This is a genomic window from Verrucosispora sp. TAA-831 (assembly GCF_050780145.1).
GTDB lineage: Bacteria > Actinomycetota > Actinomycetes > Mycobacteriales > Micromonosporaceae > Micromonospora.
In genome coordinates this window covers 2,135,926-2,160,261 of the sequence record NZ_CP192240.1, presented here as the reverse complement: position 1 = coordinate 2,160,261, position 24,336 = coordinate 2,135,926, and the positions used below count along the sequence as shown (strand labels likewise).

The window sequence follows — 24,336 nt, the reverse complement described above, 5'->3', positions numbered from 1 at the left end:
GGCTCCCCACGGTCCTGTCGCACGGGCGGCGGGTTCCCTGCGCCCCGAGGAGTAAACGTCGATCGGGGCGTGGTCGACGGGTACCGGCCCACCGACCGACGCACCGCCGCTCGCGGGTGGCCTTACCCACGGCCCCCGAGAAGCTAACCCGTGCTGCCGTTAGCCGGGCCGCCCACCTGGGTACGGCCCTGTGCGTGGCGATCGTGGAGCGGGTCATCGAGGCACCGGTACGGCAGGTCTGGGCGGTGCTGGCCGACGGGTGGACGTACAGCGACTGGGTGGTCGGCACCGCGCACATGCGCAACGTCGACGACGACTGGCCCCGGGTGGGGACCCGGCTGCACCACCGGGCCGGCCCCTGGCCCCTCTCCCTGGAGGACTCCTCCCAGGTGCTGGAGTGCGAGCCGGAACGCAAGCTGGTGCTGCGGGTGAAGCTCTGGCCGGCCGGCGAGGGCGTGGTGGTCTTCACGCTGGAACCGGTCGGGCCGACCAGCACCCGGGTCCTGCTCGGCGAGGACTTCGCCGCCGGCCCGCTGCGGTGGCTGCGCACCAAGATCAATGACTTGGTGCTGCACCAACGCAACAAGGAGACGCTGAGTCGGCTCGCGGACATCGCCCGCCGCCAGAAGGCACCGGACTGACCTGGGCAGGGGGAGCCGATTCCCCCTGGAACGGACAAGTGGCTACGCTCACGGGGAAGCCTGTCCGCAGACCGAGGATGTCCCCCATGATCGAACCCGTCCAGTTACCCACGCCGTGGGGGGACGCGCGCCTGACCGTCGTGGTACCCACCTACAACGAGGCGGGCAACCTGCCACTGCTGGTCGAGCGCCTGCTCGCCCTGCCGTTGCCGGGCCTGAAGGTGCTGGTCGCGGACGACAACTCCCCGGACGGCACCGGCGAGGTGGCGGACAAGCTGGCCATCGAGCACCCGGAGCGGATCGAGGTCGTGCACCGGCCGGGCAAGGAGGGCCTCGGCCGCGCGTACGTGGACGGGATCAGCCGCGCCCTCGACGGCGGGGCCGAGTACGTGGCCCAGATGGACGCCGACCTGTCCCACCCGCCGGAGGCGCTGCCGGGGATGCTCGGCGCGCTGCTGTCCACCCAGGCCGGTGTGGTGATCGGCTCCCGATACGTGCCCGGTGGCGAGCTGGACGAGAACTGGCCGCTGTACCGGCGCGCGCTCAGTGGCTGGGCCAACCTGTACGTGCACACGCTGCTGCGGGTCCGCATCCGGGACCTGACCGCCGGGTTCAAGATCTGGCGGGCCGACGCGCTGCGTGACATCGGGTTGGAGCGGGTGCAGTCCAACGGCTACAGCTTCCAGGTGGAGATGCACTACCTCGCCACGAAGCTGGGGCACACCATCCTGGAGGTGCCGATCCGCTTCGAGGAGCGACGCGACGGCGACTCGAAGATGACCACCGCCACCAAGATCGAGAGCGCGTTGATGCCGTTCAAGCTGCGTACCCGGCATCGCGGCATCGAGCGCTGAGTCACCGCGCGGGCCGTGACCGGCCGCGTCGGGGTGGCCGGTCGCCACGACGCCTCAGCGATACACGGCCCGGTGGGCGGTGTCCACCGCCCGGCGATAGGCGCCGCCGGTGAACGTCTGGTCCCGGGCCAGCGCGGCCCGAGCCGCGTTGGCCCCCGGCGCCCCGTGCACCCCACCGCCGGGATGCGCCGACGCGCTGGCCAGGAAGAGCCGGTCGACCGGGGTGTCCGCGCGGCCGAGTCCGGGCACCGGGCGCAGGAACAGTTGCTGGTAGGGCGCGGCGGTGCCACCACCGAGGGCACCGCCGACCAGGCTCGGGTTGGCCTCCTCCAGATCGGCCGGCCCGAACACGTGCCGACCGACCACCAGGCTCCGGAAGCCGGGCGCGGCGGCCTCCAGCACCGCCTCCATCCGCTCCACGTGACCGAGCACGTCCTCGCTGCGCCAGTGCCGACGAAACGGCAGGTGCGTGTACGACCAGAGCGACTCTGTGCCCGGCGGGGAGTGGCTGGGGTCGGCCACCGTCATCTGCCCGACCAACAGGAACGGGTCGCGGGGCAGCTCACCTCGGGCGAGCGTCGCGGAGTAGCCGGTCAGCCCGCCGAGATCCGCACCGAGGTGCACGGTACCGACGGTGGCCAGCCGCCGGTTGGTCCACGGCACCGGCCCGGACAGCGCCCAGTCCACCTTCAGCGTCGACCCGTCCCACCGGAAGTGCTCCAGGTCCGCCACCAGCCTCGGTGGTAGCGCCGCCGCGCCGACCAGGTCCAGGTAGAGCGCGGGCGCGGGCACGTCCGCCAGCACCGCCCGGCGCGCCCGGTACAACCCGCCGTCGACGGTGCGCACGCCCATCGCCCGACCCCGGGCCACCAGGACCCGGTCCACCCGGGCGTCGTGGCGGATCCGGCCGCCCCGCTCGGTCAGCCGGGCCACCAGCGCGTCGGTGATCTTCTGTGCCCCGCCGGTCGGCACCGGCCAGCCGACCTGCTGGCCGAGCATCGCCAGCAGCCAGCCGTACAGGCCGGAGCCGGCGTCCTCGGTGGACAGATCGGTGTGCAACGCGCAGCCGGCCATCAGCGCCGGCCCCCCGGCACCGGTGAACAGTTCCTCGCCGAGGCGACGCACCGGCAGGACCATCCGCCGGGCCAGCCGCAACGCACCGCCGGTGTGCAGCCGACGCAGCATGTCCAGACCGGGGCGTACCGGTGGGAACGGGGTGCCGATCAGGTCCAGCATCGGATCGGCGATGTGCTGCCACTGCGCGTACGCGGCCAGCCAGCGTTCGCCGTCGCCGGGCGCGAACTCCTCCAGCGACGCCGCCGTGACCTCGGGGTCGCGGTTGAGCAGGGCGGCCCGGTCGTCCGGGAAGAGGTGGGCCAGCACGTCCGGGGCGTGCCGCCAGGCCAGTCCGTACCGGGTCAGGTCGAGCCCGCGCAGCACCGGGGAGGCGTAACCCAACGGGTAGAAGGAGCTGTAGAGGTCGCTGAGGTAGCCGGGCGCGGTCACCTCCGCCGAGCGCACCGCTCCGCCCGGCGCGCCGGTCGCCTCCAGCACCAGCACGTCCCAGCCCGCGTCGGCGAGCAGGTTCGCGGCGACCAGGCCGTTGTGGCCGGCGCCGACGACCACCGCGTCGGCCTGCTCGGCGCCGAGAGAACCGGACGACATCATCCACCGACGCTACCCGGGCTCAACCGGGCGAAACGTTTGCCCGGCGACCATCGGGGCATGCAGCGCGCCATGTACACGGTTGCGCAGCTCATCGGTGGGGTGTGGGGGGCCGGCGAGGAGGCCGGTGACCTGGTGGTGCACGACCCGGCGACCGGCGCTGCGGTGACCGCCGCCCCGGTCGCCACCCCGGACGAGGTCGGCAAGGCGGTCGCGGCGGCGCGTGGCGTGGCGGCCGAGTGGGCGGCGACGCCGCCGGCCGAGCGGGCCGCCGCGTTGCACCAAGCCGCCGACGCGGTGTCCGCCGCCGCCGACGAGCTGGCCGAGGCGACCACCGCCGAGATGGGCAAGCCGCTCGCCGACGCCCGGGGCGGCGTCGAGGCCGGCATCGCCACCCTGCGGCAGTACGCCGAACTCGCCCCGGCCCGGGGCGGGCGGACCCTGCACGGCGCGCCCGAGGCCCTGGACTTCATGACACCGCAGCCGCGCGGCGTGGTCGCCGTGATCACCCCGTGGAACGACCCGGTGGCGGTGTCCTGCGGGCTGCTCGGCGCCGCCCTCGTCACCGGCAACGTGGTGCTGCACAAGCCGAGCGAACGCACCCCGGCGACCGGGTGGCTGCTGGCCCGCGCGTTCGACTCGGCGCTACCGGCCGGTGTGCTCTCGCTGCTGACCGGCGGGGCGGAGACCGGCGCGGCGCTCGCCGGTGCCGAGGTGGACGTGGTGGCGCACGTCGGGTCGACCGTGACCGGACGGGCCGTCGCCGTGGCAGCCGCCCGCAGCGGTGCCAAGGTGCTGTTGGAGAACGGCGGCAGCGACCCGCTGATCGTGGACGCCGACGTGGACCCGGTCTGGGCCGCCGGGCAGGCCGCGATCGGCGCGTTCGCCAACGCGGGGCAGATCTGCGTCGCGGTGGAGCGCGTCTACGCGCACCGCGACGTGGCCGAGGACTTCGTCGCCGCGCTGGTGGAGCGGGCGGCGGCGCTGCGCGTCGGGCCGGGTGGCGATCCGGCCACCGACCTGGGTCCGCTGGTCGACCGGCGGCACCGCGACCAGGTGCACGGGCAGGTGACGGCGGCGGTCGCCGACGGGGCGCGGATCCGGGTCGGCGGGACGCTGCCGGAGGGGCCGGGCGCCTTCTACCCGGCCACCGTGCTGGACAACTGCCGGCACGACATGGCGCTGGTGCGGGAGGAGACGTTCGGGCCCGTCGCGCCGGTGGTGGTGGTCGACTCGTTCAGCGAGGCGCTGCGGTGTGCCGCCGACTCGCCGTACGGGCTGGCGGCGACCGTACTGACCGGGTCGATGAGTCACGCCCAGCGGGCCTGGCGGGAACTGCCGGTCGGCACGGTCAAGGTGAACGCGGTCTTCGGCGGCGCTCCGGCCGGGGCGGCCCACCCGCGTCGGGGCAGCGGTCAGGGCTTCGGCTACGGGCCGGAGCTGCTGGACGAGTTCACCGCCGTCAAGGCGGTGCACATCGAGGCACCCGGCGGCGGGCACTGGTGAGGACCGCGCCGGTACGCCGAGGGCCCCGACCCGTGCCGGTGACGGCGGAGTCGGGGCCCTCGGGGCGGCGGGTCAGTCGCCGCGTGCCCTGGCGGTCTGCCGGTCGTTCGCCTTCTGGATGGCGCTGACCAGTTCCGGCTTGCTCATGCTCGACCGGCCCCGCACGTCCAGTTCGCGGGCCCTGGCCATCAGGTGCTCCTTGGGGGCGTTCGCGTCCACCCCACCGGCGGTGGGTGCCCGCCGTTCCGGGCCGCCTCCGGCGGCCTGTCGGTCACTCGGGCCCTTGCGGCCCTTGGGCTCCCAGTGGTCGCCCACCTTCTCGAACTCGTGCTTCACGGCGGCGAAGGCGGTGCGGTGTGCCCGTTCCCCCTCGCCGTACGTCTCGACGGCCGAATCGTGCGTCTTCTCCCAGGTGCGCTGTGCCTTCTCCGGGGAGCGCCGCAGCGTGCTGGGCAGTACCTCGCGCCCGGGCATCTCGATCCTCCTCCGTGGTCGGGCCATTCCGACTGGCGTTCCCCGCCCCGGCGGCGCCAAACCCGGAATCCGGTTTGCCGCCGAGCGGCCGGGGGTACCGGCCGGGCCACCCGGCGTACCCTGGTGCCGGTCGTCAGCAGGGAGCGGTGATGACCACGACGAACCCGGACGCCACGGCCGAGGAGCCGCCGGTGTCCGATCTACCCGCCCGGATCCGGCAGTTGCACTGGTCGACGTGGCGGGGCGTGCTGGTCCGCAGCGGGCGCAACTACCTACAGGACAACTGCACCGACTGGGCCGCCGCGCTCACCTACTACGGCGTGCTCGCGCTCTTCCCCTCCACCGTCGTGGTGGTCGCCCTGGTCGGGCTGGTCTCGGACGGGGAACGCACCGTCGACACCGTGCTCGACCTGGCCCGGGACGTCGGGGCGGGTTCGGTGGTGGCGAACGAGAACTTCGTCGGCGTGGTCCGGGGCGTGGTGGAGCAGAACAGCTCGGCCGGGGTGCTGCTCAGCTTCGGTCTGCTCGGCGCGCTCTGGTCCGCCTCGAACTTCATCGCCTCGTTCACCCGCGCCTCGAACACCGTCTACGGGGTGACCGAGGGGCGGCCGGTGTGGAAGCTGCGGCCGATCCAGATCGGGTTGGCGGCGCTGTCCCTGGTGCTGCTCGCCGTGGTGGCCACCGGGCTGATCGTCAGCGGGCCGGTCGCCGACGCGGTCGGCGACCTGGTGGGCGCCGGGGGCGCGGCCCGGACCGCCTGGTCGGTGGTGAAGTGGCCGGTGCTCGCGATGATCGCGATGCTGCTGATGTCGATGCTGTTCTGGGTGGCGCCGAACGTCCGCCAGCCCCGGTTCCGGTGGCTCACCCCGGGCGGGGTGGTGGCGCTGGTCGCCTGGGCGTTGGGTTCCTTCGGCTTCGGCCTGTACGTGGCCAACTTCGGCTCGTACGACACCACCTACGGCAGCCTCGGCGCGGTGATCGCGTTCCTGGTCTGGCTCTACCTGTCCAACTCCGCCCTGCTGCTCGGGGTGCAGATCAACGCGGAGTTGCAGCGCGGACGGGTGCTCCAGTCCGGCGTGCGCGACGCCGAGGAGCCCGTCCTGCCACCGAGGTCACCGGCCGCTTCGTGACCCGGTGCCGGGTTTACCACCCCCTCCCCCGGGTAGCGCAGAAGGCATGGAACGGGGCAGCAGCAAGCACTCACCGAGAGTCGACGACCAGATGGAGCAGGAGGTCAACGGCCTGGTGCAGGGGCCGGGGACCGGCGGCTCCCGGGTCGACGAGTTCCGGGTGCCGGAACCGGCGGGCGAGGACCAGCCGGAGGCGACCACGGTCGTCGGCGGCGAGAGCCGCAGCGGCACGCCGCAGGGCATGACGTCCGAGGACGTGGAGGGCCGCAGCCGGCTGGGACGGTTCATCACGATGACCGCCCTGCCCGGTGACCGGGCGGCCCTGCTCGCGAACGCGCGGGAGAACGAGGCGCCGGCCGATCTGCTCGCCGAGTTGGAGCGCCTGCCGGAGAGCACCCGGTACGAGACGGTGTCCGAGGTCTGGGCCGCACTCGGCCACCGGAACGAGACGACGCGCTGGTGAGGCTGGCCTGCGGCCCGCCCCCGCACCGGCGCAGGAGAGGATTCTGATGAGTGGTGTGACCGAGCACGTGGACGTGGCCGTCCCGGTACGGACGGCGTACGACCAGTGGACGCAGTTCGAGGAGTTCCCCCACTTCATGGAGGGCGTCGAGGAGGTCCGTCAGCTCTCCGACACGCTCACCCACTGGACCGTGGAGATCGCCGGGGTCAAGCGCGAGTTCGACGCGGAGATCACCGAGCAGCTCCCGGACGAGCGGGTCGCCTGGCATTCGACCGGCGGCACCAAGCACGCCGGGGTGGTCACCTTCCACCGGCTCGACGAGCAGAACAGCCGGGTCAGCCTCCAGTTGGAGTTCGACCCGCAGGGCGTCCTCGAACAGGCCGGCGACAAGCTGGGCGTGGTGGACCGCCGGGCAAAGGGTGACCTGCAACGCTTCAAGCAGTTCATCGAGCGACGCGGTCAGGAAACCGGCTCCTGGCGCGGCACCGTCGACCGACCGCAGCCCTGATCCCTTCCGTACCTTCCGCCACGGCCGCCGCTCACCCGGCGGCCGTCGCCGTTGCCGGTGGTCGCGCCGGTGCCGGTGGTCGCGCCGGTGCCGGTGGTCGCGCCGGTGCCGGTGGTCGCGCCGTTGCCGGCATCGCCGGGTCGCGCGGGGCGCCGTTTGGCCGGTGCGGGTGGGGGTAGGGCGAGGGTATGAGCGACGACAGGGTGTGGCGTGACGAGGAACGGCTGCCGTTGGAGGAGCTCGACCGGGCGGTCGCCCGGTCCACGCTCGACGGGCAGTCCGACGACGTGACCGGCAACGACGCCGGGGAGGAGGCCGCGTTCGGTCACGGCCCGGAGGCCGCCGACCGGGGTTCGCAGGTCCCCGGTACGGGTCGCGAGCCGACCGACCCCGAGCGCGCCCACCGTCCCTCCACCACCGGACGTACCGGCCCGGACACCCTCTGACCGCACCACCGGATCATCGCCGATCGGGGCGCGGTATCGGGCTTTTCATCCCGTCAAGCGCCTTCTGTGAAGACGCCACGCCCATGATCGGCGGTGATTGGGTCGGCCGGACGGGTCAGGATTCGGACGGGTCGGACAGATTCGGCCGTTCGGCTGACGGCAATGCCGCGACAGCGCGCAAGACTTTCGGGATGCATCAGGGCTCCGGCTTCCTCACCACGCGTCAACGCCGCCTGGCATGGCTCGGCTTCCTGCTCGCCGCCGCTCAGGCACCCGTCTCCGCCCGCTTCACCGAGGACAGCTCCTGGCTGTTCAGCCTCTGCGTCGCACTGATGGTGGCGACTGTGATCATCGCGGACGACACCGCGCGCCGCCGTCCGGCGGACGCCCGCTCGACGGAGTAGGCGCACCCGGGCCGCTGCGGGCGGCGCACCGCCCTCACCCGGCCTCCGGCGGGCGGGCCTCGTGACCCGTCCGACCACGGGTACGACGCCGTTCCTTCATCTCCGCCTCGTACACGTGCCGCCGGCCCCCGACCAACTCGTCGCGGGCGGTCCGGTCCAGGTCACGGAAGAGCGCGTAGTACCCGTCGTCGAACTCCTCGACGAGCTGGAACGTCCAGCGTCCCGCGATCACGTTGCGACCCACCAACTCGTCGGCGATCCGGTCGGCGATCGCCTCGTGCCCGGCCGCACGGAACATCCGCACCGCCTCGTCCAGCATCAGGTCGGCGTGCCCGATGCGCTGGTGCATCGAGTACAGCTCGCCACGGGCGCGTTCCACGCACTCCAGCGCCTCGCTGAGCCTGCCGAGCGCCTCCACCGTGTCGTCGCTCACACCGGCCGGTCGTCGGTGCCGCTCCTCGGGGCCGTCGGTGGTGTCCATTCGTGCCTCCCTGTTGCCGCCACTGCCCGGATGGGCGGTCGCACGTCCGGGTCCGGATGCCCGGCACGACGACCGGCCGACCCCCTGACCAGCCGGGCGGCCGAGGCCGCCGCCGGTCCGCGTTGGCTAGATTCGTTCCCCATGCGCGTGCCGTCGAACCGGGTTCGGACCCGTACCACCGTCGAGGACAACCGGTCGGCCCTGATGGCGCTCGCCACCGCCATGGGTCTGGACGGGCTGGCCGCCGCTGCCGCCCTGCCCGGCCTGCTCGCCGCCGTCGACCAGCACGCCGCCGCGGTGCGCGACAGCCTCCGGGGCGACGACGCCCCGCTGACCGCCGCCGCCCTGGCCGGCTACGCCGAGGGGCTGCGGACCGCCGCCGACGAGCACGGCTGGCAGCCACCGGCCACCCCGGTCGAGTGGGCCGAGGCGGACTGGGTGCTGGTGCGACTGCTCGCCGTCTGCGCGCTGACCGCCGCGCTGGACACCCCGGCCCCGCAGCCGCCGCCGCTGTGACGCGGACGGGTGCCCGCCGTGTGGCGGACACCCGTCGGCGGTACGCGTCCGGTCACCGACCGAACTGCTGGGTCTCGTCACCCGAGTTCCCGGACTGGTACGTGCCCCGTCCCCCGGACATCGAGGACTCCTGCCCTCGCGACATGGCCTGGGTGCGCTCGGCACCCGCCCGGTCGGCCATCTGCCGCTGCATGTCGCTGCGTCCGGCCTGGGTGCCCTGCCGCTGTTCGCGGACGGCCCGCGACTCCTCCGCGATCCGGTGGAGCCAGCCGTCCCAGCGGTTCTGCATGGGCTTGACCAGACCACCGCCCACGCCGACGATCAGGATGCCGGCCACCGTGGCGAGCACCGCGATCAGGACCGGAGTGGTGACGGTGGTGGCGATGCCCACCTGGTTCAGCGCGGCGATGACGCCGAGCGCGATGATGAAGACCGCCGTCAGGTCGGCCAGCACCCGCCCGTACGACAGACCACCCAGCGCACCGCTGACGAGGTCCCGTACCGCGTTGGCGATCGCCGCGGCGATCACCACGATCACGATCGCCACGAAGGCCCGGGGCAGCCAGGCCACCACGCCGCCGATCAGGTTGCTGATCGCGTTCGGACCCCAGACGCCGAAGGCGAACTGAAGCGTGAACAGCAGTACGGCGTAGTACGCCAGGCGGGCCAGGATGTCACTGGCGTCGTACCTGGTCCGTTCGAGCGCGCGCTTGATGCCGCCCCGTTCGACCGCGCGATCGAACCCCACCCGTTCCAGGACCGTATCAACGATCTTGAGCACGGCTCTCGCGATGAGCCATCCGACCACCAGGATCGCGATGAACGCGATGGCCCTCGGTACGAACAGCAGCACCGACCTCCACATGTCGGCCACAGCGTCACCGATGTTGACCTGCCTGGCCGCCAGGGTTTCCGGCATGATGTCCCTCCTGTCGCATGGACTGCCCCGCGCGCATACCCCAACGTCGGGGCGGCACGCCGCGCAGGTCACCTGCTTTTTCCCGACACATCCCGACAGAACGGCCCTGACCTGCCCTGATGACCCGACCCGAACCGCCGGGCACATGATCGGAAACACGGGTCGAGGGGTCGGGCTAGGCTGCGGTCATGCCAGGAACGGTCGGGCGAGTCCCCACGCCAGCAGGTCAGGCGCCCCGTGCGCCGGTGCCGCGCGCCACGACCGTCGTCGGCCACCACGAGTGGGGCGCGACCGTGCTGGGCACCCGCGAGTCCTGGGACCCGGCGGTCCGCGCCGCCGTCGAGGTGGTGCTCGCCTCACCCGCGCCGATGGCGCTCTACCTCGGCGACGAGTTGCTGCTGCTCTACAACGACGCGTACGCCGAGTTGATCGGCGACCGGCACCCGCAGGCCGTGGGGCGGCCCGCCGCCGAGGTCTTCGACCGGGCGTGGCGGCTGCCCGGCGTCGGTGACGTGGTCGAGCAGACGTACCGCACCGGGGAGCCGTTCCTGGAGAAGGAGGTGCCTCTCCCCCTGCACTCCGACGGCCTCGACCCGTCGGTCTACATCTGGGCCTGCTCGACCGTCCGGGACAGCCGGGGCCGGATCGCCGGGGTGCTCTCGGTGGTCGCCGAGACCAACCCGGCGACCCGCCAGTTGCAGGAGCTCAGTGATTTCGCGGCGGCGTTGTCCGGCACGCTGACGCTCGACGACGTGGCCCGGGTCGCGCTGCGGTACGCGCTCACCTCGTTCGACGCCGACCGGGTCTCGTTCGCCGTCGACGACACCGGCGGTGGGGGCGGCTGGCGGCTGGTCCGCCGGGTCCGTGGCGAACTCGTGGACGAGGCGGACGAGCGGCTGCCCCCGCTGTGGCGGCGCGGGCCGGCGGACTGGCCGGCACCGGCCGCGCTCAGCGCGCGTACCGGTCAGGCCCGGTTCGTCGACGACGGCGAACCGCTGCGCGAGACCGCCGCCGACCGGCACGACCAGCGGGTCCGCGCCCTGGCGTCGGTGCCGCTGCGCGCCTCCGGGGTACGCGGCGCGCTCACCGTCGGATACCGCACCCCGCACACCTGGACCGCGCCGGAACGGGCGTTGCTGGCCGCGTCGGCCGAGTTGGTCGGTCAGGCGACCGAGCGGGCCCGCCGCTTCGAGACCCAGCACGGCACCGCCCAGTTGCTCCAGCGCAGCATGCTGCCGGAGAACCTGCCGAGCCTGCCGCTGCTGCGGATCGCCGCCCGATACGACCCGGGGGTCGACGGCAACGCCGCCGGTGGCGACTTCTACGACGCCTTCGTGCTGCCCACCGGCGACCTGGGGGTGGTGCTCGGCGACGTGGCCGGGCACGACGTGCAGGCCGCCGCCCGGATGGGACAGGTACGCGCCGCGCTGCGGGCGCTGGCGCTCAACGACCCGCGTCCCGACCAGGTGCTCGTCGGGCTGGACCGGCTGGTGACCAGCCTCGGGTCCGAGACCGGCACGTACGAGCTGTTCGTGACCGTGGCGTTCGGGGTGATCGACGTGCAGCGGGAGCTGCTCACCCTGGCCAGCGCCGGTCACCCGGCCCCGCTGGTACGGCGCTGCGGGCCCGGGGGCGAACCACGGGCCGAGTACGTGGACGTGCCGACCGGCGCGCCGCTGGGCATCGGCTACCACCCCGCCACCGGCACCGTCGCGTTCTCCCCCGGCGACACCCTGCTGCTGTTCAGCGACGGTGTGGTGGAGCGCCGACGGCAGGGGCTGTCGCACGGCCTGGCGCGCCTGGCGGAGTCGGTGGCCGCCGCGCCCAGCGGTGACCCGAGGGCCCTCTGCGCCACCGCGTCGTCCTCGGTCCCCGGTGCCACCGAGGACGACGTGGCCGTCCTGGCCGTCGAGTACGCGCTGCGACCGAGCCGGTCGGCCCGGATGGAGGTGCCGGCCGAGCCGACGGCGCCGAGCCGGGTCCGGCACTGGATGACCGCGCTGCTCACCGAGTGGCGGGTGGCCGAGTCGGTGATCGGCGCGGCGGTGCTCTGCACCAGCGAGTTGACCACCAACGCCCTGCTGCACGCCGGCACCGAGGCCCGGGTGGAGATCGACCTCAGCCCGGAGCGCCTGCTCGTCTCGGTGGCCGACTCCGGGTCCCGGGGCACGGTGACGCGGGCCCGCACCGACACGCTGAGCAGCCGGGGACGCGGGCTCGGGCTGATCGAGGAGCTGAGCGACGCCTGGGGCACCGACCCCACCGTGCGCGGTTCGACCGTCTGGTTCGAGATCCTGCTCCCACCCGGCTGACCCCGCCCGGCGGGCGACCCGGCCCGCGCCTCAGGTCAGCCGCTGGACCAGGGCGCGGCCGAGGTCGCGGCCGGACCGCCAGGCGGTCTGCACCCGGGACTCGCCGAAGACGTCCCCGGCCAACCCGATCCCGTCGCCGTCCAGATGGAACGCGACGTGCTCGCCGGAGGTGGGCTTGGCGTACGTCCAGCGGTGCACGTGCACGTGCTCGGCGCGCTCGGGTAGCGCGAGCAGGTCGCGGACGGCCGCCTCGACGGCCGACGCGGCGCCGGTGGGCTGCGCGAGATGACCGGCGGCGAACTCCGGCGTGGTGTGCGCGACCAGCACCGGTGCACCGTCACCGCGCCGGTCGCCGTCGTCGCAGACCAGGCTGAGCAGCGGATGGTCGTTGACGAAGGCGCCCCGGAAGTCGGACCAGCGTCGGGTCGGGAAGCGCAGCACGGCGGAGAGCGTCGGCGCCCAGCGCTGCCGCCCGGCCGCCTCGGTGGCGTCGGCCAGGGCCGGGTCCAGCAGCAGCGCCGCCTGCGGGCCCGGCATCGCCAGGACCGCCGCCGCGCACGCGGTGCCGTCCACCAGCGGACCGGCCTCGACGCCGAGCACCAGCCGGTTCACCACCACCGGCAGGTCGCGGGCCAGGTGCTCGACAAGGGACCGCAGACCCCGGGGAGCGGACCAGCGCATCGGCCCGGCGACCTCGCGCCGCCCGGTGCCGTCGTAGGAGACGAAGGTGTCGGTCCACTCGTGGGCCAGGCCGGCGGCCTCCCATTCGCGTACCACCTCGGCGAACTCCGGATCGCTCACCGTCAGGTAGGCCGCGCCCAGGTCGGCGGGGCGGCCGTCGAAGCGTTTGCTGGCCATCCGCCCACCGGCCACCCGACCGCGTTCGCGGATCTGGACGGGCACGCCGGCCCGCGCCAGTTCCGCCGCGCAGGCGACGCCCGCGATCCCCGCACCGACCACCACGACACCCGTCCGATCCAGACCCATCCGGTGATCGTATTCGCGACCTGGCCCACGTGGCGGCGACCGAGCGGCGACCGTCGATCCTCCGGATACTTCCGGAAGGTCTTCACAAGTTCGCAACCGGCCCGTACCTTGTCGGACATGTGGGAGCGCTTCCACGCACTGTCTTCGATGCATACGAGGAGCAGTCCATGAGAACCCGAGGCACCTATGCCGTGGTCGGCGCCGTCGCGACGGCCCTGACCGTGGTCGCCACCGTCGGCGTGGGCGCGTTGCGTCCCGCGCCCGCCGCCGCCGCCGACTCCGTGTTCTACGTCGATCCGGACACCAGCGCCGCCCGCTGGGTGGCCGCCAACCCGAACGACTCCAAGGCCGCCGTGATCCGGGACCGGATCGCCAGCGTCCCGCAGCCCCGCTGGTACACCACCACCAACACCTCGACCGTACGCGCCGAGGTCAGCTCCTTCGTCACCGCCGCCGCCAACGCCGGCAAGATCCCGATCCTGGTGGTCTACAACATCCCCAACCGCGACTGCAGCAACCACAGCGGGGGCGGTGCGCCCAACCACTCCACCTACCGGCAGTGGGTGGACCAGGTCGCCGCCGGGCTCGGCGGTCGACCCGCCACGATCATCCTGGAGCCCGACGTGCTCCCGATCATGACGAGCTGCATGAACGCCAGCCAGCAGGCCGAGGTCCGGGCCTCCATGGCGTACGCCGGCAAGGCGCTCAAGGCCGGCTCGTCGGCGGCGAAGGTCTACTACGACATCGGCCACGGCGGATGGCTCGCGCCCAGCGAGGCGGCTGCTCGGCTCAACGCGGCGGACATCGCCAACAGCGCCGACGGCATCTCGGTGAACGTGTCGAACTACCGCCGCACCGCCGACGAGGTCTCGTACGCCAAGCAGATCATCCAGGCCACCGGCATCTCCCGCCTTAAGGCGGTCATCGACACCAGCCGTAACGGCAACGGCCCGGCCGGCTCGGAGTGGTGCGACCCGCCGGGACGGGCGATCGGCACGCCGAGCACCACCGCCACCGGCGACTCGGCGATCGACGCGTTCCTCTGGGTGAAGCTGCCCGGCGAGGCCGACGGTTGTATCGCCGCGGCCGGACAGTTCGTGCCGCAGCGGGCGTACGACCTGGCGATCGCGGCCGGCCCCCCGCCGACCACCACCCCGCCGACGACGACCCCGCCGACCACCACTCCCCCCACCACCACGCCGCCGACCACGCCGCCCCCGTCCAACCCGCCCGCCGGAAGCTGCGCGGTGACGTTCACCCCGAACACGTGGGCCGGCGGCTTCACCGCCGAGATCCGGGTCACCAACCGCAGCGTGGCGCTCACCGGCTGGACGCTCGCCTTCAACGCCGGCTCCGGCGTACGGCTGAGCAACGGCTGGAACGGCACCTGGAGCCAGTCCGGTGACCGCATCGAGGTCCGCAACGTCGCGTACAACGGCAGCGTGCCCGTCGGCGGCACGATCAGCGTGGGCTTCCAGGGCACCTACAGCGGCAGCAGCCTGCCGACGCCCGGCCCCTTCACCCTCAACGGCGGCACCTGCGCCTGACCGGCGCGCCCCCAGGACCACACCGGGCCCACGGGCCACCACCACAGACCGGGCCTCCGGCCGACACCGCGACAGCGGCGGCCGGGGGCCCGGTCGCCTGCGCGGGACCGGCCGGTACCCGATCCGCCACGGGCGTTACCACTCGCCCCAGGCGGGAACGCGAGCCGAGACGAAGGAGGAGACCCATGACCACACAGTCGAATCCCTCGGCGTGGCAGCCTGGCGTGACCGGCGGCGACACCCTCCCGTCCGGCCCCGGAGGCCGCACCGCGGCACCCAGCGGCGACGGGCACGGCCCACCGGCCGGACCGCCGACCGTGACACTGGGCGCGTACCCGGACTATCCGTCCGCGCAACGCGTCGTGGACTATCTGGCCGACAACCGCTTCCCGGTCGAACGGACCGCCATCGTCGGCACCGACCTCACCCTGGTGGAGACGGTGCTCGGTCGGCTGACCACCGCGCGGGCCGCGCTGATCGGCGCCGGTACGGGTGCCTGGCTCGGACTGTTCATCGGTCTGCTGTTCGGCATCTTCACGGTCGGCAACTGGCTGGCCGTGCTCCTGGTCGGCCTGGTCATCGGTGCCGTCTGGGGTGCCGTGTTCGGCGGGGTCGCGCACGCCATGACCGGCGGCAAGCGGGACTTCACCTCGGCCAGCTCACTGCGGGCCAACCAGTACGCGGTGACCGTCGAGGCGGACGTCGCCGAACAGGCCCGACAGCTCGTGGGCCGACTGCACCTGGGCGGTCGCTCGGCACAACCGGCGACCTGACATCACGCGAGGCCCACGGGTGGGAACTCTCCCGCCCGTGGGCCGCTTCGCGTGGTCAGGGCCGCGCTTCCCCGCAAGGTCACGACAGTGAGCCCGGCGGCACGAGGTGGGGAGATTTGGTGTCGCTGGAGCGACACCAAATCTCCCCACCTCGGCCTCGCGCGGAGTCGACCATTCCCCGGTCGCGCATCGGGGCGGGCCCTCCCCGTGGCGACCTGTCAGGGCCGGTCGCCCTGACCACCGCTGTGCGGCACCCGCTCCGCCGGGACGACGCCGAGCCGACCCGCCTGGTAGTCCTCGAACGCCTGGATCAGCTCGTCCCGGCTGTTCATCACGAACGGGCCGTACTGCGCCACCGGCTCGCGGATCGGCTGCCCGCCCATGATGTAGAGGTCCAGCGTCGGGGTGCGGCTGTCCTGCCGGGCGTTGGCCTTGAACCGCAGCGCGTCGCCCGGGCCGTGCACCGCGAGCTGCCCGGTGCGGACGCCGCGTCCGTTCGCGCCGACCGTGCCCCGGCCGCCCAGCACGTACACCAGGGCGTTGAAGTCCGGCCGCCACGGCAGGTCGACCTGCGCGCCGGGCTCGACCGTCACGTGGGCGACGGTGATCGGCGTGTACGTCGATCCGGGTCCCTGGTGCCCGGCGATCTCACCGGCGATCACCCGGACCAGCGCGCCACCGTCCGGCGTGGTGACCAGTGCCGCCTGGTTGCCCCGGATGTCCTGGTATTTCGGCGGGTTCATCTTGGCCACCTTGGGCAGGTTGACCCAGAGCTGGGTGCCGTGGAACAGACCACCGCTGACCACCAGGTGCTCCGGCGGCGCCTCGATGTGCAGCAGGCCACTGCCGGCCGTCATCCACTGGGTGTCGCCGTTGGTGATGGTGCCGCCACCGCCGTGGCTGTCCTGGTGGTCGAAGACCCCGTCGATGATGTACGTGACGGTCTCGAAGCCGCGGTGCGGGTGCCAACTGGTGCCCTTCGGCTCGCCCGGCGCGTACTCCACCTCGCCCATCTGGTCGAGGTGCAGGAACGGGTCCAGCTCGGTGGTGGGTACCCCGGCGAAGGCCCGGCGCACCGGGAAGCCCTCGCCCTCGAAGCCGCTGGGCGCGGTGGTCAACCGGCGGACCGGACGGATGACGGTGGTCGACTCGTCGAGCTTGGGCAGTCGGGGCAGGACGAGGACGTTGTCGACGGTGATGGCGGGCATCGGAAGCTCCTTCAGCTCTCGCGGGGGGCGGTGCCGGCGGTGCCCTGCAACCGCTGGCCGAGTCGGGTGAAGACCGTGGTCAGGCAGGCGATCTCGGCATCGTCGAGGTCGTCCATCAGGTGGGTGCGGACCGAACGCAGATGGTGCGGGGCGGCCTCGCGCAACGCCATCAGCCCGGCGGCGGTGAGCACCGCCTCGCTGCCCCGCCCGTCGTCCGGACAGGGCTGCCGGGCGACCAGGCCACGCCGCTGCATGGAGGAGACCTGGTAGGTCAGTCGACTGGGCGAGAAGACGAGCCGACCGGCGAGCTCACCCATCCGCAGCCGCTGCCCCGGGGCCTCGGCGAGCAGCACCAGCACGTGGTAGTCGGCGAAGCTCAGCTCGCTGGCGGCCCGCAGGTCGTCCTCCAGCCGGGTGAACAACCGCTGGCTGGCCTCGATGTAGGCCCGCCAGGCGGCCAGTCGCACCTCGCTCAGGTTCTCCGTCATGGCGCCACCGTAGCACTTATTCAAGATTTGAACAACGGAGCCCCGGGCAGCACCATCTGCACCACACTCCCCAGGTAGATGATTCGGTCAAAATTTGAAGCGACACCGCGCCGACCCTCGCCGATCTTGGAGGAGTGGCGGGCGTTCCGGGGCTTGTGTGCCTTGTGTCGCTACCACAAGTCCATGATCGCGGGGGGCGTGCCCGCGGGGCGGGGCGTGCCCGTCGTGGGGCATGCTCCCCGACGGAGGACGCGGCTGTGCGACACTTTCGCGTCGTGGAACTGACCGGCCCCGGCCTGCTGCTACGCCCCTGGAGCACCGCGGACGCGCCCGCCGTGCTGGCCGCGTGGCACGACCCGGCCATCGCCCAGTGGAACCCGCAGGGCGATGCGTTCGACCTCGACACCGCCCGGCAGTGGGTTCGGTGGCGGGCCGACTGGTCCCAGGGCACCCACGTCTCGCTGGCGGTGGCCGACCCGACCCGACCGGAGATCATGCTCGGCTCGGTCTCGCTGCACCGCATCCACGCGGGCGACGCGTCGATCGGCTACTGGATCGTCGCCGCCGCCCGCCGACGGGGCCTGGCCTCGGCGGCGGTCCGACTGCTCACCGAGTGGGCCTTCCGCGACCTGGGCCTGCACCGCATCGAGCTGTGCCACGCGGTCGCCAACCCGGCCTCCTGCCGGGTCGCCGAGCGGGCCGGGTATCCGGTCGAGGGCACGCTGCGGCAGTCACACCGCTACGGCGACGGCCGACGCTACGACGAACACCTGCACGCCCGCCTCGCCACGGACTGAGCCCTGCGGCGACGGCGCGCCAGCCGGGTCAGGAGACGGCGAATATGCCGGCCACGCCCAGCAGGACCATCACCAGTACGGCCAACAGCGCACCCCGCTCGCTCTCCACCGCCTGCTCGCGGTGCTCGGTCACGGAGTTCGTCATCTCGCCGTGCATGGTGCGGCCTCCTCGCTGCTCGGGCCGAAGCCGGGCCCACGTCACCGGCACGGACGGCCGGCGGGACGAGCCCGATCCGGGATGGTGAGGCCGGGGCGGCCTCCGGGTGGTCACGCCGACGCGCACGGCGATGTCGCCCGGCGCACCGGGGCGTACCGACCCGCGACTGGCTTACCCACCTGGAACAGGGAAAACCCGAAAGAGGCCCGGATTTCTCAGCCGATGGACGGCCGGCGCGGGCTCAGTGGTGCGCGGGCAGCGGGCGTTCGGCGTACGGCACGTCCGTCGACCCGGACTCCGGAGTGTCGAGCACGGTCAGCCCACCCGGGTACGCGAACGACGCCCGGGGCGAGTAGTAGCCCCACCCGATGGTGAGCGGGTTCTCCGGCCGCAGCGCGTACACGGGGTGCTCCGGGTCCAGGAACTCCACCGACTCGATCTCGAAGGAGGTGCTGGGCTCGGCGACCACCGGGTAGATGCTGCTCACCAGCCGGTCGTGCAGTGCGGTGACGTACCGGTGGTGGCCGTTGTGCACGGCGTGGCCGGTCTCACCGGCACGCACCCGGGCCCGGATCACCGGCACGCCGCCGATGGTGGTCTCGGTCACCAGTTCGTGCCCGTTCGCGACGATGGTGGTGTCACCGGTCAGCGCGGGAGCGCCCCGGCCGAGGGCGTACTGGCGGACCAGTTCGCTGGAGGTCACGTAGTGGGTCCACCAGCCCCCGGGGGTCACGCCGTCGGGCGCGTCCACGCCGGCCAGGGTCACCCCGAGGTAGGTCAGCGAGTACGAGCCGAAGCCGGAGGTCTGGCTCGCGTCGTCCACCACGTACTGGTTCATGAAGACCTGGCCGCCGGGATGCGGGCACAGCCCGGCCGGGACGAGCGCCGCCACCGCGTCCGGATCCGCCGGCAGCCAACTGAAGTACAGCGTCCGGCAGTTCACGACGAGTTGGGGCACCGCGGGGTCGAGCACAACACCTCCGGTCGACAGTTTTCCCGCGACGCTATGCCCGGTCCCACCGACGGGACAACGACGGATAGGCGACAGTCGTCACACCGACCCGGCGGCATCTCCCCCGATCGGCGGCGTCAGCCCGCCGTCCGTCCGGGCCCGCGCGAGTGACGACCGATGAGGGGATCGTCCGAACCGCCCAGTGGAGATCACGAATCACCCTCCGAACCGGCGGTAGTTGATGGACGAATGACCGATTGAGGAGGTTTCATGCCTCAAAATCACTTAAGCACATCGTCCGTTCGGCTAGATTTCTGCGGCACCATCAGGCTAAGGTGACTCCCGAACGGACTAACAGCTCTAAACCAAAGCGTCACGTCTTTATCCGCGGACGAGGTGCAGGGAGGACCACCATGACCGCGCTCACCGAAACGGCGACCGCCCCGGCGCCGAAGCTCGACCCGCGATCACTCTCCGACAGTGCCACCGACCTACTCAACGCGATGGCCGCGCTGCCGGCCGGGCACCCGTCCCGGGCCGCGCTGCGGGACCGGGCGATCGAGGCCTGGCTGCCGCTGGCCAACCACCTCGCGCACCGCTACAGCGGGCGCGGCGAGCCCACCGACGACCTGGCCCAGACCGCGGCCGTCGGCCTGATCAAGGCGATCGACAAGTTCGATCCCACCCGGGGCGTCGACTTCGCCGGCTACGCGATCCCCACCATCATCGGCGAGCTCAAGCGGCACTTCCGCGACCGCACCTGGGACATCCGGGTCCCCCGGCGGCTCCAGGAGCTGCGGCTGGCCATCTCCGACGCCAACAGCTCGCTGTTGCAGACCCTCGGCCGCTCGCCGACGGTCGCCGACATCGCCACCCACCTCAACCTCACCGAGGAAGAGGTCCTGGAGGGCCTGGAAGGCGCCCGCGCCTACAACGCGGTGTCGCTGTCCACCCCGACCGGTGACGGCGACCGGGCGACCGAGCTGGGCGACATGCTCGGCGGCGAGGACAGCGAGTTCGAGCTGGCCGAGCTGCGGGTGGCCCTCGGGCCGGCGCTGGCCACGCTGGACGAGCGCGAGCAGAAGATCCTCACGCTGCGCTTCTACGGCAACCTCACCCAGTCGCAGATCGCCGAGCAGATCGGCGTCTCGCAGATGCACGTGTCCCGGCTGCTGGCCCGGGCGCTGACGAAGCTGCGGGGGCAGCTCGACGGTACGTACTAAGGGGGGTGGCGACGGTGGCCGGGTCCGCACGGACCCGGCCACCGTCGTGTCCGCCGCCACCGCCTCGGCCCCGTCGGCCCGCCCGGGCCGGCGCCCGCGTCGGCCGAGCCGGTGGGACGGACGACTCAGGCGGCGGCGGGCTCCCGCCACATCGGCCAGAACGGCGTACCGTCGGGCAACCGGAACGGCTCCGACACCCGGTACCCGTGCCGCGCGTAGAGGTCACGACCGATCTCGCTGCTCGCCTCCAGATAGGCCGACACGCCGTTGGCGTCCAGCCAGGCGTGGTGGTGCCGCAGCAGCGCCGAACCCACCCCCTGCCCCTGGCGGTCCGGCCGCACGGCCAGCAGCGCCAGGTGGTGGTGGTCCCGGTGCGGGTGGTGGGCGGCGAACAGCTCGTCCAGGTGGACGAAGCGCGGCGTCCACTCCCCGCAGGCGGCGGCCAGCCGGGCGTCGTACTCGTCCGGCGGCGGCAGCGGCTCGCCGACCGACGGCAGCCAGACCGCCACCCCGGCCCGGTCCGCCGTGCCGAACACCAGCCCGTGCCGCATCGCGTGCGCCACGATGATCTCGAAGTTCCCGGCCAGCACCGCCTCCCGCTTGGCCTCGTCCGGAACCAGCCACCGGGTGGCGTCCAGGACCAGGAAGGACTCGGCGATGCGCTCGGCCACCCAGCGGGTGTCCGCCACCCCGAGGCGGGAGATCGTCGTCACCGTCATCGCCGCGCCTCCGCCTCGACCGGCGACGGCGGGACCATGACCGCGGCGGCGCTCTCCGCTCCCAGCCCGATCCGGGCGTACGTGTCGGGCCGGCTGCTGCGCAACGTCAGCCCCCACAGCGCGCCGAGCAGCGCCGCCACCGGGTACACCGCCGGGAAGGCCCAGCGCAGCGGGGAGTCGGGCTCGACGCCGAGCAGGTTGGCGAAGTTCTGCACCGCCAGCACGATGATGGCGGTCAGCGCGATCGCGGCGATGCCGGGCGCGATCAGCCGCCGCCAGAGCGTCTCCTGGGCGGCGTTGCGGGCGAAGTAGACGATGATGGCGACCGCGGTGGTCGCGATCAGCAGCAGCACACCGAAGCCACCACTGGTGCCCAGCCAGAAGAACAGTTGCAGGACCGGGTCCCAGCCGTTGAACGCGTACAGCAGGATCACCACCAGGCCGAGCGCGCTCTGCGCCAGCGAGGCGGCCTGGGGCGCACCGGTCGTCGGCGAGGTCCGCCCGAACACCGCCGGCAGCACCCGCTCGCGGCCCAGCGCGAAGGCGTACCGCGCGGTGGTGTTGTGGAACGAGATCATCGCGGCCAGCACCGAGGTCAGGAACAGCGCCTGCCCGATGGTGAGGACGGTGTCGCCCAGGTGTGCGCCGGCCAGGTTGAAGATCAGTTCCACGCTCTGCGTGCCGGCCTCCTCGACGATCCGGTCCGGGCCGACGGCCACCGTCATGCTCCACGACGAGAGGGCGTAGACCACCGCGATGATGGCCACCGACAGGTAGGTGGCCATCGGCACGGTCCGCTGCGGGTCCTTGCTCTCCTCGCTGAACACCACCGCCGCCTCGAAGCCGACGAAGCCGAGGATCGCCAGCACCAGCACCGCGCCGAGGCCGGGCACGAAGAAGTTGTCCGGCGAGAACGCCGCGAAGCTGACGCTGCCGCCCGCCGGGTTGCCCAACTGGCCGAGGTCGAACAGCACGATGACGGCGATCTCGGCGCAGAGCAGCGCGGCCAGCACCATGCCGTTGATGTCCACGCGCAGCAGCCCGAGCAGGCCCACCAGCGCCCAGGCCAGCAGCGCCACGATCCACCACTGTGGCGTCACGCCGAACAGCCGGTCCAGCACCGGTGCCGCCGCCGCGCCGATGGTGCCGTAGAGCCCGACCTGGAGGGCGTTGTACGCGATCAGCGCCACCCACGCCGCGCCCACCCCGGCCGGGCGGCCCAACCCCCGGGCCACGTACGCGTAGAAGGCACCGGCGTTGGCCATCCGGCGGGCCATCGCCACGTAGCCGGCGGAGAAGAGCGCCAGCACGGCGGCGACCGCCAGGAAGGCCAGCGGGATGCCGAGCACCCCGACGACGCCGTAGCCGGTGGTGACCACACCGGCGACCACGGTCAGCGGCGCCGCCGCGGAGAGCACGAAGAAGACCACCGAGGGCACCCCGAGGCGGCCACGGGCCAGTGCCTCGGAGACGTTGCTCGATCGTGGGGTTGTCACTGTCGAGGGCATGACTGCTCCGGATGTCAGGGAGGGGAAGGAAAGGAGCTGACTCAGGGGATGCCGCGCAACACGGCCGCACCCACGGCGGCCTCGGTCTGCCCGACGAGTTCCTTGAGCGGAGCCGGCAGGGCCGGAATGATCAGGTTGAGCCGGTGGTGGGCGCGCGGACCCGCGCTCCACAGCACCTCGCGGGTCAGCCCGGCCGCCGCGACCAGCCCGAGCAGCAGCGCGTCGGGCACGTGGGGCGGATCCGCGCGTTCCAGCGCGGCGCGCAGTCGGGTGGCCGGCCAGGCCGCGACGTTGAGGTCCGTCGGCACGTACGTGACGCTGGTGCGCAGCAGTCGACGCATCTCCTGCCGGCGCAGCACCCCGGCGCGCGCCAGCCGCTCCCCCACCGAGGTCACCGCCGTCTGGGCGAGGAAGCTGAGCCAGGTACGCACCGCCTGGTGCTGTTGCTCGCCGATCAACTGGTCCAGCACGGTGTGTGCCAGCGCGTCGGCCGGTGGACGCCGGTCGACCACGGTGACCTGTCCGGCAGCGACCGTCACGTGTCCATAGAGGACGAGCTCGCCGAGCAGGCCGGCGGCCAGGCCGAGGCTGGTGGCGGCCGGATGCAGCTTGGCCTTGCCCCGGGTGTCGTTGTGCGCGATCAGAAAGAACTCGTCGGCGATGAGCACGCGTCCCCCCTGGCCGGCCGTCCATAGTGATCGCTAACCGGAGGCAAGGATGCACCGAGTGCTACTGCAACGCAACTCCCGTTTTCGGCAGTTGCACTCCGTGCTGACGCGACCTGGGACTTTTCCCGTGACAGACTCGGAGGGTGACTGCGAGCCCCACCGTTCGCCGCCGCCGCATCGCCCGGGAACTCCGCCAGTTGCGCGAACGCGCCGGCATGACCCTGGACGTCGCCGCCCGGCAACTGGACATGTCCAAGAGCAACCTCTCCCGCATCGAGAACGCCCAGATCGGCATCAAGCCGCGCGACGTCCGGGCCGCGCTGGCGCTGTACCAGGTGACCGGCAACGACGCCGAGGCGCTCATCGAGATCGCCCGGGGCGCGCAGCAGCGGGGCTGGTGGCAGCACTACAGCGACGTCCTGCCGGAGTGGTTCGAGTTCTACGTCGGACTGGAGGCCGAGGCGGCCACCCTGCGCACGTACGAGGCGGAGGCGGTGCCGGGGCTGCTACAGACCGAGGCGTACGCCCGGGAGGTCTACCGGCTCACCGCGGGCGAGGACGACATCGACCGCAAGGTGGCCGCCCGGCTGCGCCGCCAGGACGTGCTGCGCAGCGACGAACCGGCTGAGCTGTCGGTGGTGCTGAACGAGGCGGTACTGCTACGCCCCGTGAGCGAACGAGCGGTCATGGCGGAGCAACTCGCCCACCTGGAGACCACCGCACAGCTACCCAACGTCACCATCCAGGTACTTCCATTCGCGGCCGGCGGCCACCCGGCGATGAACTCGCCGTACGTGATCCTCACGTTTGCCGACGCCGCCGACGCGGCCGTGGTTTACCTGGAAAACCTCACGACAGGCCTGGCACTGGAAGAGGTCGCGCAGGTGCGCTCGTATAGCCTTGTGCACGAGAGGCTGCGACGCCTGGCGCTTGATCCAGCGGCGTCTTTGGTACGCCTGAAGGAAGCTTCTCGTTACTTTACGTGACCGT

Annotated in this window: 26 protein-coding genes; 15 read left to right on the top strand and 11 right to left on the bottom strand. The window is 72.6% G+C overall.

What is annotated here, in order from left to right; all coding sequences use genetic code 11:
- Nucleotides 1-194: 194 nt before the first annotated feature.
- Entirely contained in the window at nucleotides 195-641 is a 447-nt protein-coding gene (locus tag ACQVFL_RS09775; protein ID WP_396691140.1) for an SRPBCC family protein, read from the top strand.
- Between the two features lie 86 nt (nucleotides 642-727).
- A complete protein-coding gene (locus ACQVFL_RS09770) occupies nucleotides 728-1,495 on the top strand; it encodes a polyprenol monophosphomannose synthase (RefSeq protein WP_350695142.1) in 768 nt (255 codons plus the stop codon).
- Between the two features lie 54 nt (nucleotides 1,496-1,549).
- On the opposite strand, the gene ACQVFL_RS09765 is transcribed toward ACQVFL_RS09770, so the two are convergent.
- Nucleotides 1,550-3,163 (bottom strand): phytoene desaturase family protein, encoded by a 1,614-nt coding sequence (locus tag ACQVFL_RS09765; protein WP_431729205.1) that lies wholly within the window; start codon nucleotides 3,161-3,163, stop codon nucleotides 1,550-1,552.
- 69 nt (nucleotides 3,164-3,232) lie between these two features.
- On the opposite strand from ACQVFL_RS09765, the gene ACQVFL_RS09760 reads away from it, so the two are divergent.
- On the top strand, nucleotides 3,233-4,666 hold the full coding sequence (locus ACQVFL_RS09760) for an aldehyde dehydrogenase family protein (RefSeq protein WP_431729806.1): 1,434 nt from the start codon (nucleotides 3,233-3,235) through the stop codon (nucleotides 4,664-4,666).
- Between the two features lie 72 nt (nucleotides 4,667-4,738).
- Here the strand turns inward: ACQVFL_RS09760 and ACQVFL_RS09755 are convergent, their stop codons facing one another.
- The gene (locus ACQVFL_RS09755) at nucleotides 4,739-5,140 is read right to left on the bottom strand and encodes a ChaB family protein (protein WP_396691145.1); all 402 of its coding nucleotides are present in this window, start codon (nucleotides 5,138-5,140) and stop codon (nucleotides 4,739-4,741) included.
- Nucleotides 5,141-5,289: 149 nt separating this feature from the next.
- Between ACQVFL_RS09755 and ACQVFL_RS09750 the strand changes: the two genes are divergently transcribed.
- From ACQVFL_RS09750 to ACQVFL_RS09730, 5 genes are all read left to right on the top strand, one after another.
- Nucleotides 5,290-6,270: a YihY/virulence factor BrkB family protein gene (locus ACQVFL_RS09750; RefSeq protein ID WP_396691147.1), complete on the top strand. Its 981-nt coding sequence runs from the start codon at nucleotides 5,290-5,292 to the stop codon at nucleotides 6,268-6,270.
- A gap of 46 nt (nucleotides 6,271-6,316) precedes the next feature.
- Nucleotides 6,317-6,733: a DUF2795 domain-containing protein gene (locus ACQVFL_RS09745; RefSeq protein ID WP_396691149.1), complete on the top strand. Its 417-nt coding sequence runs from the start codon at nucleotides 6,317-6,319 to the stop codon at nucleotides 6,731-6,733.
- Nucleotides 6,734-6,779: 46 nt separating this feature from the next.
- On the top strand, nucleotides 6,780-7,241 hold the full coding sequence (locus ACQVFL_RS09740) for an SRPBCC family protein (protein WP_396691151.1): 462 nt from the start codon (nucleotides 6,780-6,782) through the stop codon (nucleotides 7,239-7,241).
- Nucleotides 7,242-7,429: 188 nt separating this feature from the next.
- Nucleotides 7,430-7,687, top strand: coding sequence for a hypothetical protein (locus tag ACQVFL_RS09735; protein ID WP_396691152.1), 258 nt, complete (start codon nucleotides 7,430-7,432; stop codon nucleotides 7,685-7,687).
- Between the two features lie 191 nt (nucleotides 7,688-7,878).
- The gene (locus tag ACQVFL_RS09730) at nucleotides 7,879-8,091 is read left to right on the top strand and encodes a hypothetical protein (RefSeq protein ID WP_396691154.1); all 213 of its coding nucleotides are present in this window, start codon (nucleotides 7,879-7,881) and stop codon (nucleotides 8,089-8,091) included.
- 34 nt (nucleotides 8,092-8,125) lie between these two features.
- On the opposite strand, the gene ACQVFL_RS09725 is transcribed toward ACQVFL_RS09730, so the two are convergent.
- A complete protein-coding gene (locus ACQVFL_RS09725) occupies nucleotides 8,126-8,572 on the bottom strand; it encodes a hypothetical protein (protein ID WP_396691156.1) in 447 nt (148 codons plus the stop codon).
- 141 nt (nucleotides 8,573-8,713) lie between these two features.
- Between ACQVFL_RS09725 and ACQVFL_RS09720 the strand changes: the two genes are divergently transcribed.
- Nucleotides 8,714-9,088, top strand: coding sequence for a DUF6401 family natural product biosynthesis protein (locus ACQVFL_RS09720; RefSeq protein WP_431729204.1), 375 nt, complete (start codon nucleotides 8,714-8,716; stop codon nucleotides 9,086-9,088).
- 52 nt (nucleotides 9,089-9,140) lie between these two features.
- Here the strand turns inward: ACQVFL_RS09720 and ACQVFL_RS09715 are convergent, their stop codons facing one another.
- Nucleotides 9,141-10,007: a mechanosensitive ion channel family protein gene (locus tag ACQVFL_RS09715; RefSeq protein ID WP_396691160.1), complete on the bottom strand. Its 867-nt coding sequence runs from the start codon at nucleotides 10,005-10,007 to the stop codon at nucleotides 9,141-9,143.
- A 188-nt stretch (nucleotides 10,008-10,195) separates the two neighbouring features.
- Between ACQVFL_RS09715 and ACQVFL_RS09710 the strand changes: the two genes are divergently transcribed.
- Entirely contained in the window at nucleotides 10,196-12,319 is a 2,124-nt protein-coding gene (locus ACQVFL_RS09710) for an ATP-binding SpoIIE family protein phosphatase (RefSeq protein ID WP_396691162.1), read from the top strand.
- A gap of 30 nt (nucleotides 12,320-12,349) precedes the next feature.
- Here the strand turns inward: ACQVFL_RS09710 and ACQVFL_RS09705 are convergent, their stop codons facing one another.
- Complete coding sequence (locus tag ACQVFL_RS09705) at nucleotides 12,350-13,306, bottom strand: NAD(P)/FAD-dependent oxidoreductase (protein WP_396691163.1); 957 nt, start codon at nucleotides 13,304-13,306, stop codon at nucleotides 12,350-12,352.
- A gap of 167 nt (nucleotides 13,307-13,473) precedes the next feature.
- Between ACQVFL_RS09705 and ACQVFL_RS09700 the strand changes: the two genes are divergently transcribed.
- Together ACQVFL_RS09700 and ACQVFL_RS09695 are read left to right on the top strand one after the other, a co-directional pair.
- Nucleotides 13,474-14,853: a glycoside hydrolase family 6 protein gene (locus ACQVFL_RS09700; RefSeq protein WP_396691165.1), complete on the top strand. Its 1,380-nt coding sequence runs from the start codon at nucleotides 13,474-13,476 to the stop codon at nucleotides 14,851-14,853.
- A 185-nt stretch (nucleotides 14,854-15,038) separates the two neighbouring features.
- Nucleotides 15,039-15,626, top strand: coding sequence for a general stress protein (locus ACQVFL_RS09695; protein WP_396691167.1), 588 nt, complete (start codon nucleotides 15,039-15,041; stop codon nucleotides 15,624-15,626).
- A gap of 218 nt (nucleotides 15,627-15,844) precedes the next feature.
- Here ACQVFL_RS09695 and ACQVFL_RS09690 read toward each other — a convergent pair whose 3' ends face one another.
- Complete coding sequence (locus tag ACQVFL_RS09690; protein WP_396691169.1) at nucleotides 15,845-16,834, bottom strand: pirin family protein; 990 nt, start codon at nucleotides 16,832-16,834, stop codon at nucleotides 15,845-15,847.
- Between the two features lie 11 nt (nucleotides 16,835-16,845).
- Entirely contained in the window at nucleotides 16,846-17,322 is a 477-nt protein-coding gene (locus ACQVFL_RS09685; protein WP_396691171.1) for a MarR family winged helix-turn-helix transcriptional regulator, read from the bottom strand.
- Between the two features lie 275 nt (nucleotides 17,323-17,597).
- Here ACQVFL_RS09685 and ACQVFL_RS09680 point away from each other — a divergent pair, with 275 nt between their 5' ends.
- Entirely contained in the window at nucleotides 17,598-18,119 is a 522-nt protein-coding gene (locus ACQVFL_RS09680; RefSeq protein ID WP_396691173.1) for a GNAT family N-acetyltransferase, read from the top strand.
- A gap of 398 nt (nucleotides 18,120-18,517) precedes the next feature.
- Here the strand turns inward: ACQVFL_RS09680 and ACQVFL_RS09675 are convergent, their stop codons facing one another.
- Nucleotides 18,518-19,249: a hypothetical protein gene (locus ACQVFL_RS09675; RefSeq protein ID WP_396691175.1), complete on the bottom strand. Its 732-nt coding sequence runs from the start codon at nucleotides 19,247-19,249 to the stop codon at nucleotides 18,518-18,520.
- Nucleotides 19,250-19,641: 392 nt separating this feature from the next.
- Between ACQVFL_RS09675 and ACQVFL_RS09670 the strand changes: the two genes are divergently transcribed.
- Nucleotides 19,642-20,451, top strand: coding sequence for a SigB/SigF/SigG family RNA polymerase sigma factor (locus ACQVFL_RS09670; protein WP_350695171.1), 810 nt, complete (start codon nucleotides 19,642-19,644; stop codon nucleotides 20,449-20,451).
- Between the two features lie 125 nt (nucleotides 20,452-20,576).
- Here ACQVFL_RS09670 and ACQVFL_RS09665 read toward each other — a convergent pair whose 3' ends face one another.
- The 3 genes from ACQVFL_RS09665 to ACQVFL_RS09655 are packed head-to-tail and all read right to left on the bottom strand — an operon-like array spanning nucleotide 20,577 to nucleotide 23,346.
- Nucleotides 20,577-21,170, bottom strand: coding sequence for a GNAT family N-acetyltransferase (locus ACQVFL_RS09665; RefSeq protein ID WP_431729203.1), 594 nt, complete (start codon nucleotides 21,168-21,170; stop codon nucleotides 20,577-20,579).
- A complete protein-coding gene (locus ACQVFL_RS09660) occupies nucleotides 21,167-22,678 on the bottom strand; it encodes an APC family permease (RefSeq protein ID WP_396691179.1) in 1,512 nt (503 codons plus the stop codon). The genes ACQVFL_RS09665 and ACQVFL_RS09660 overlap by 4 nt, the downstream gene beginning before the upstream one ends.
- Before the next feature lie 41 nt (nucleotides 22,679-22,719).
- Entirely contained in the window at nucleotides 22,720-23,346 is a 627-nt protein-coding gene (locus tag ACQVFL_RS09655; protein ID WP_396691181.1) for a GOLPH3/VPS74 family protein, read from the bottom strand.
- Between the two features lie 143 nt (nucleotides 23,347-23,489).
- Between ACQVFL_RS09655 and ACQVFL_RS09650 the strand changes: the two genes are divergently transcribed.
- Nucleotides 23,490-24,332, top strand: coding sequence for a helix-turn-helix domain-containing protein (locus ACQVFL_RS09650; protein ID WP_396691183.1), 843 nt, complete (start codon nucleotides 23,490-23,492; stop codon nucleotides 24,330-24,332).
- Nucleotides 24,333-24,336: the final 4 nt, after the last annotated feature.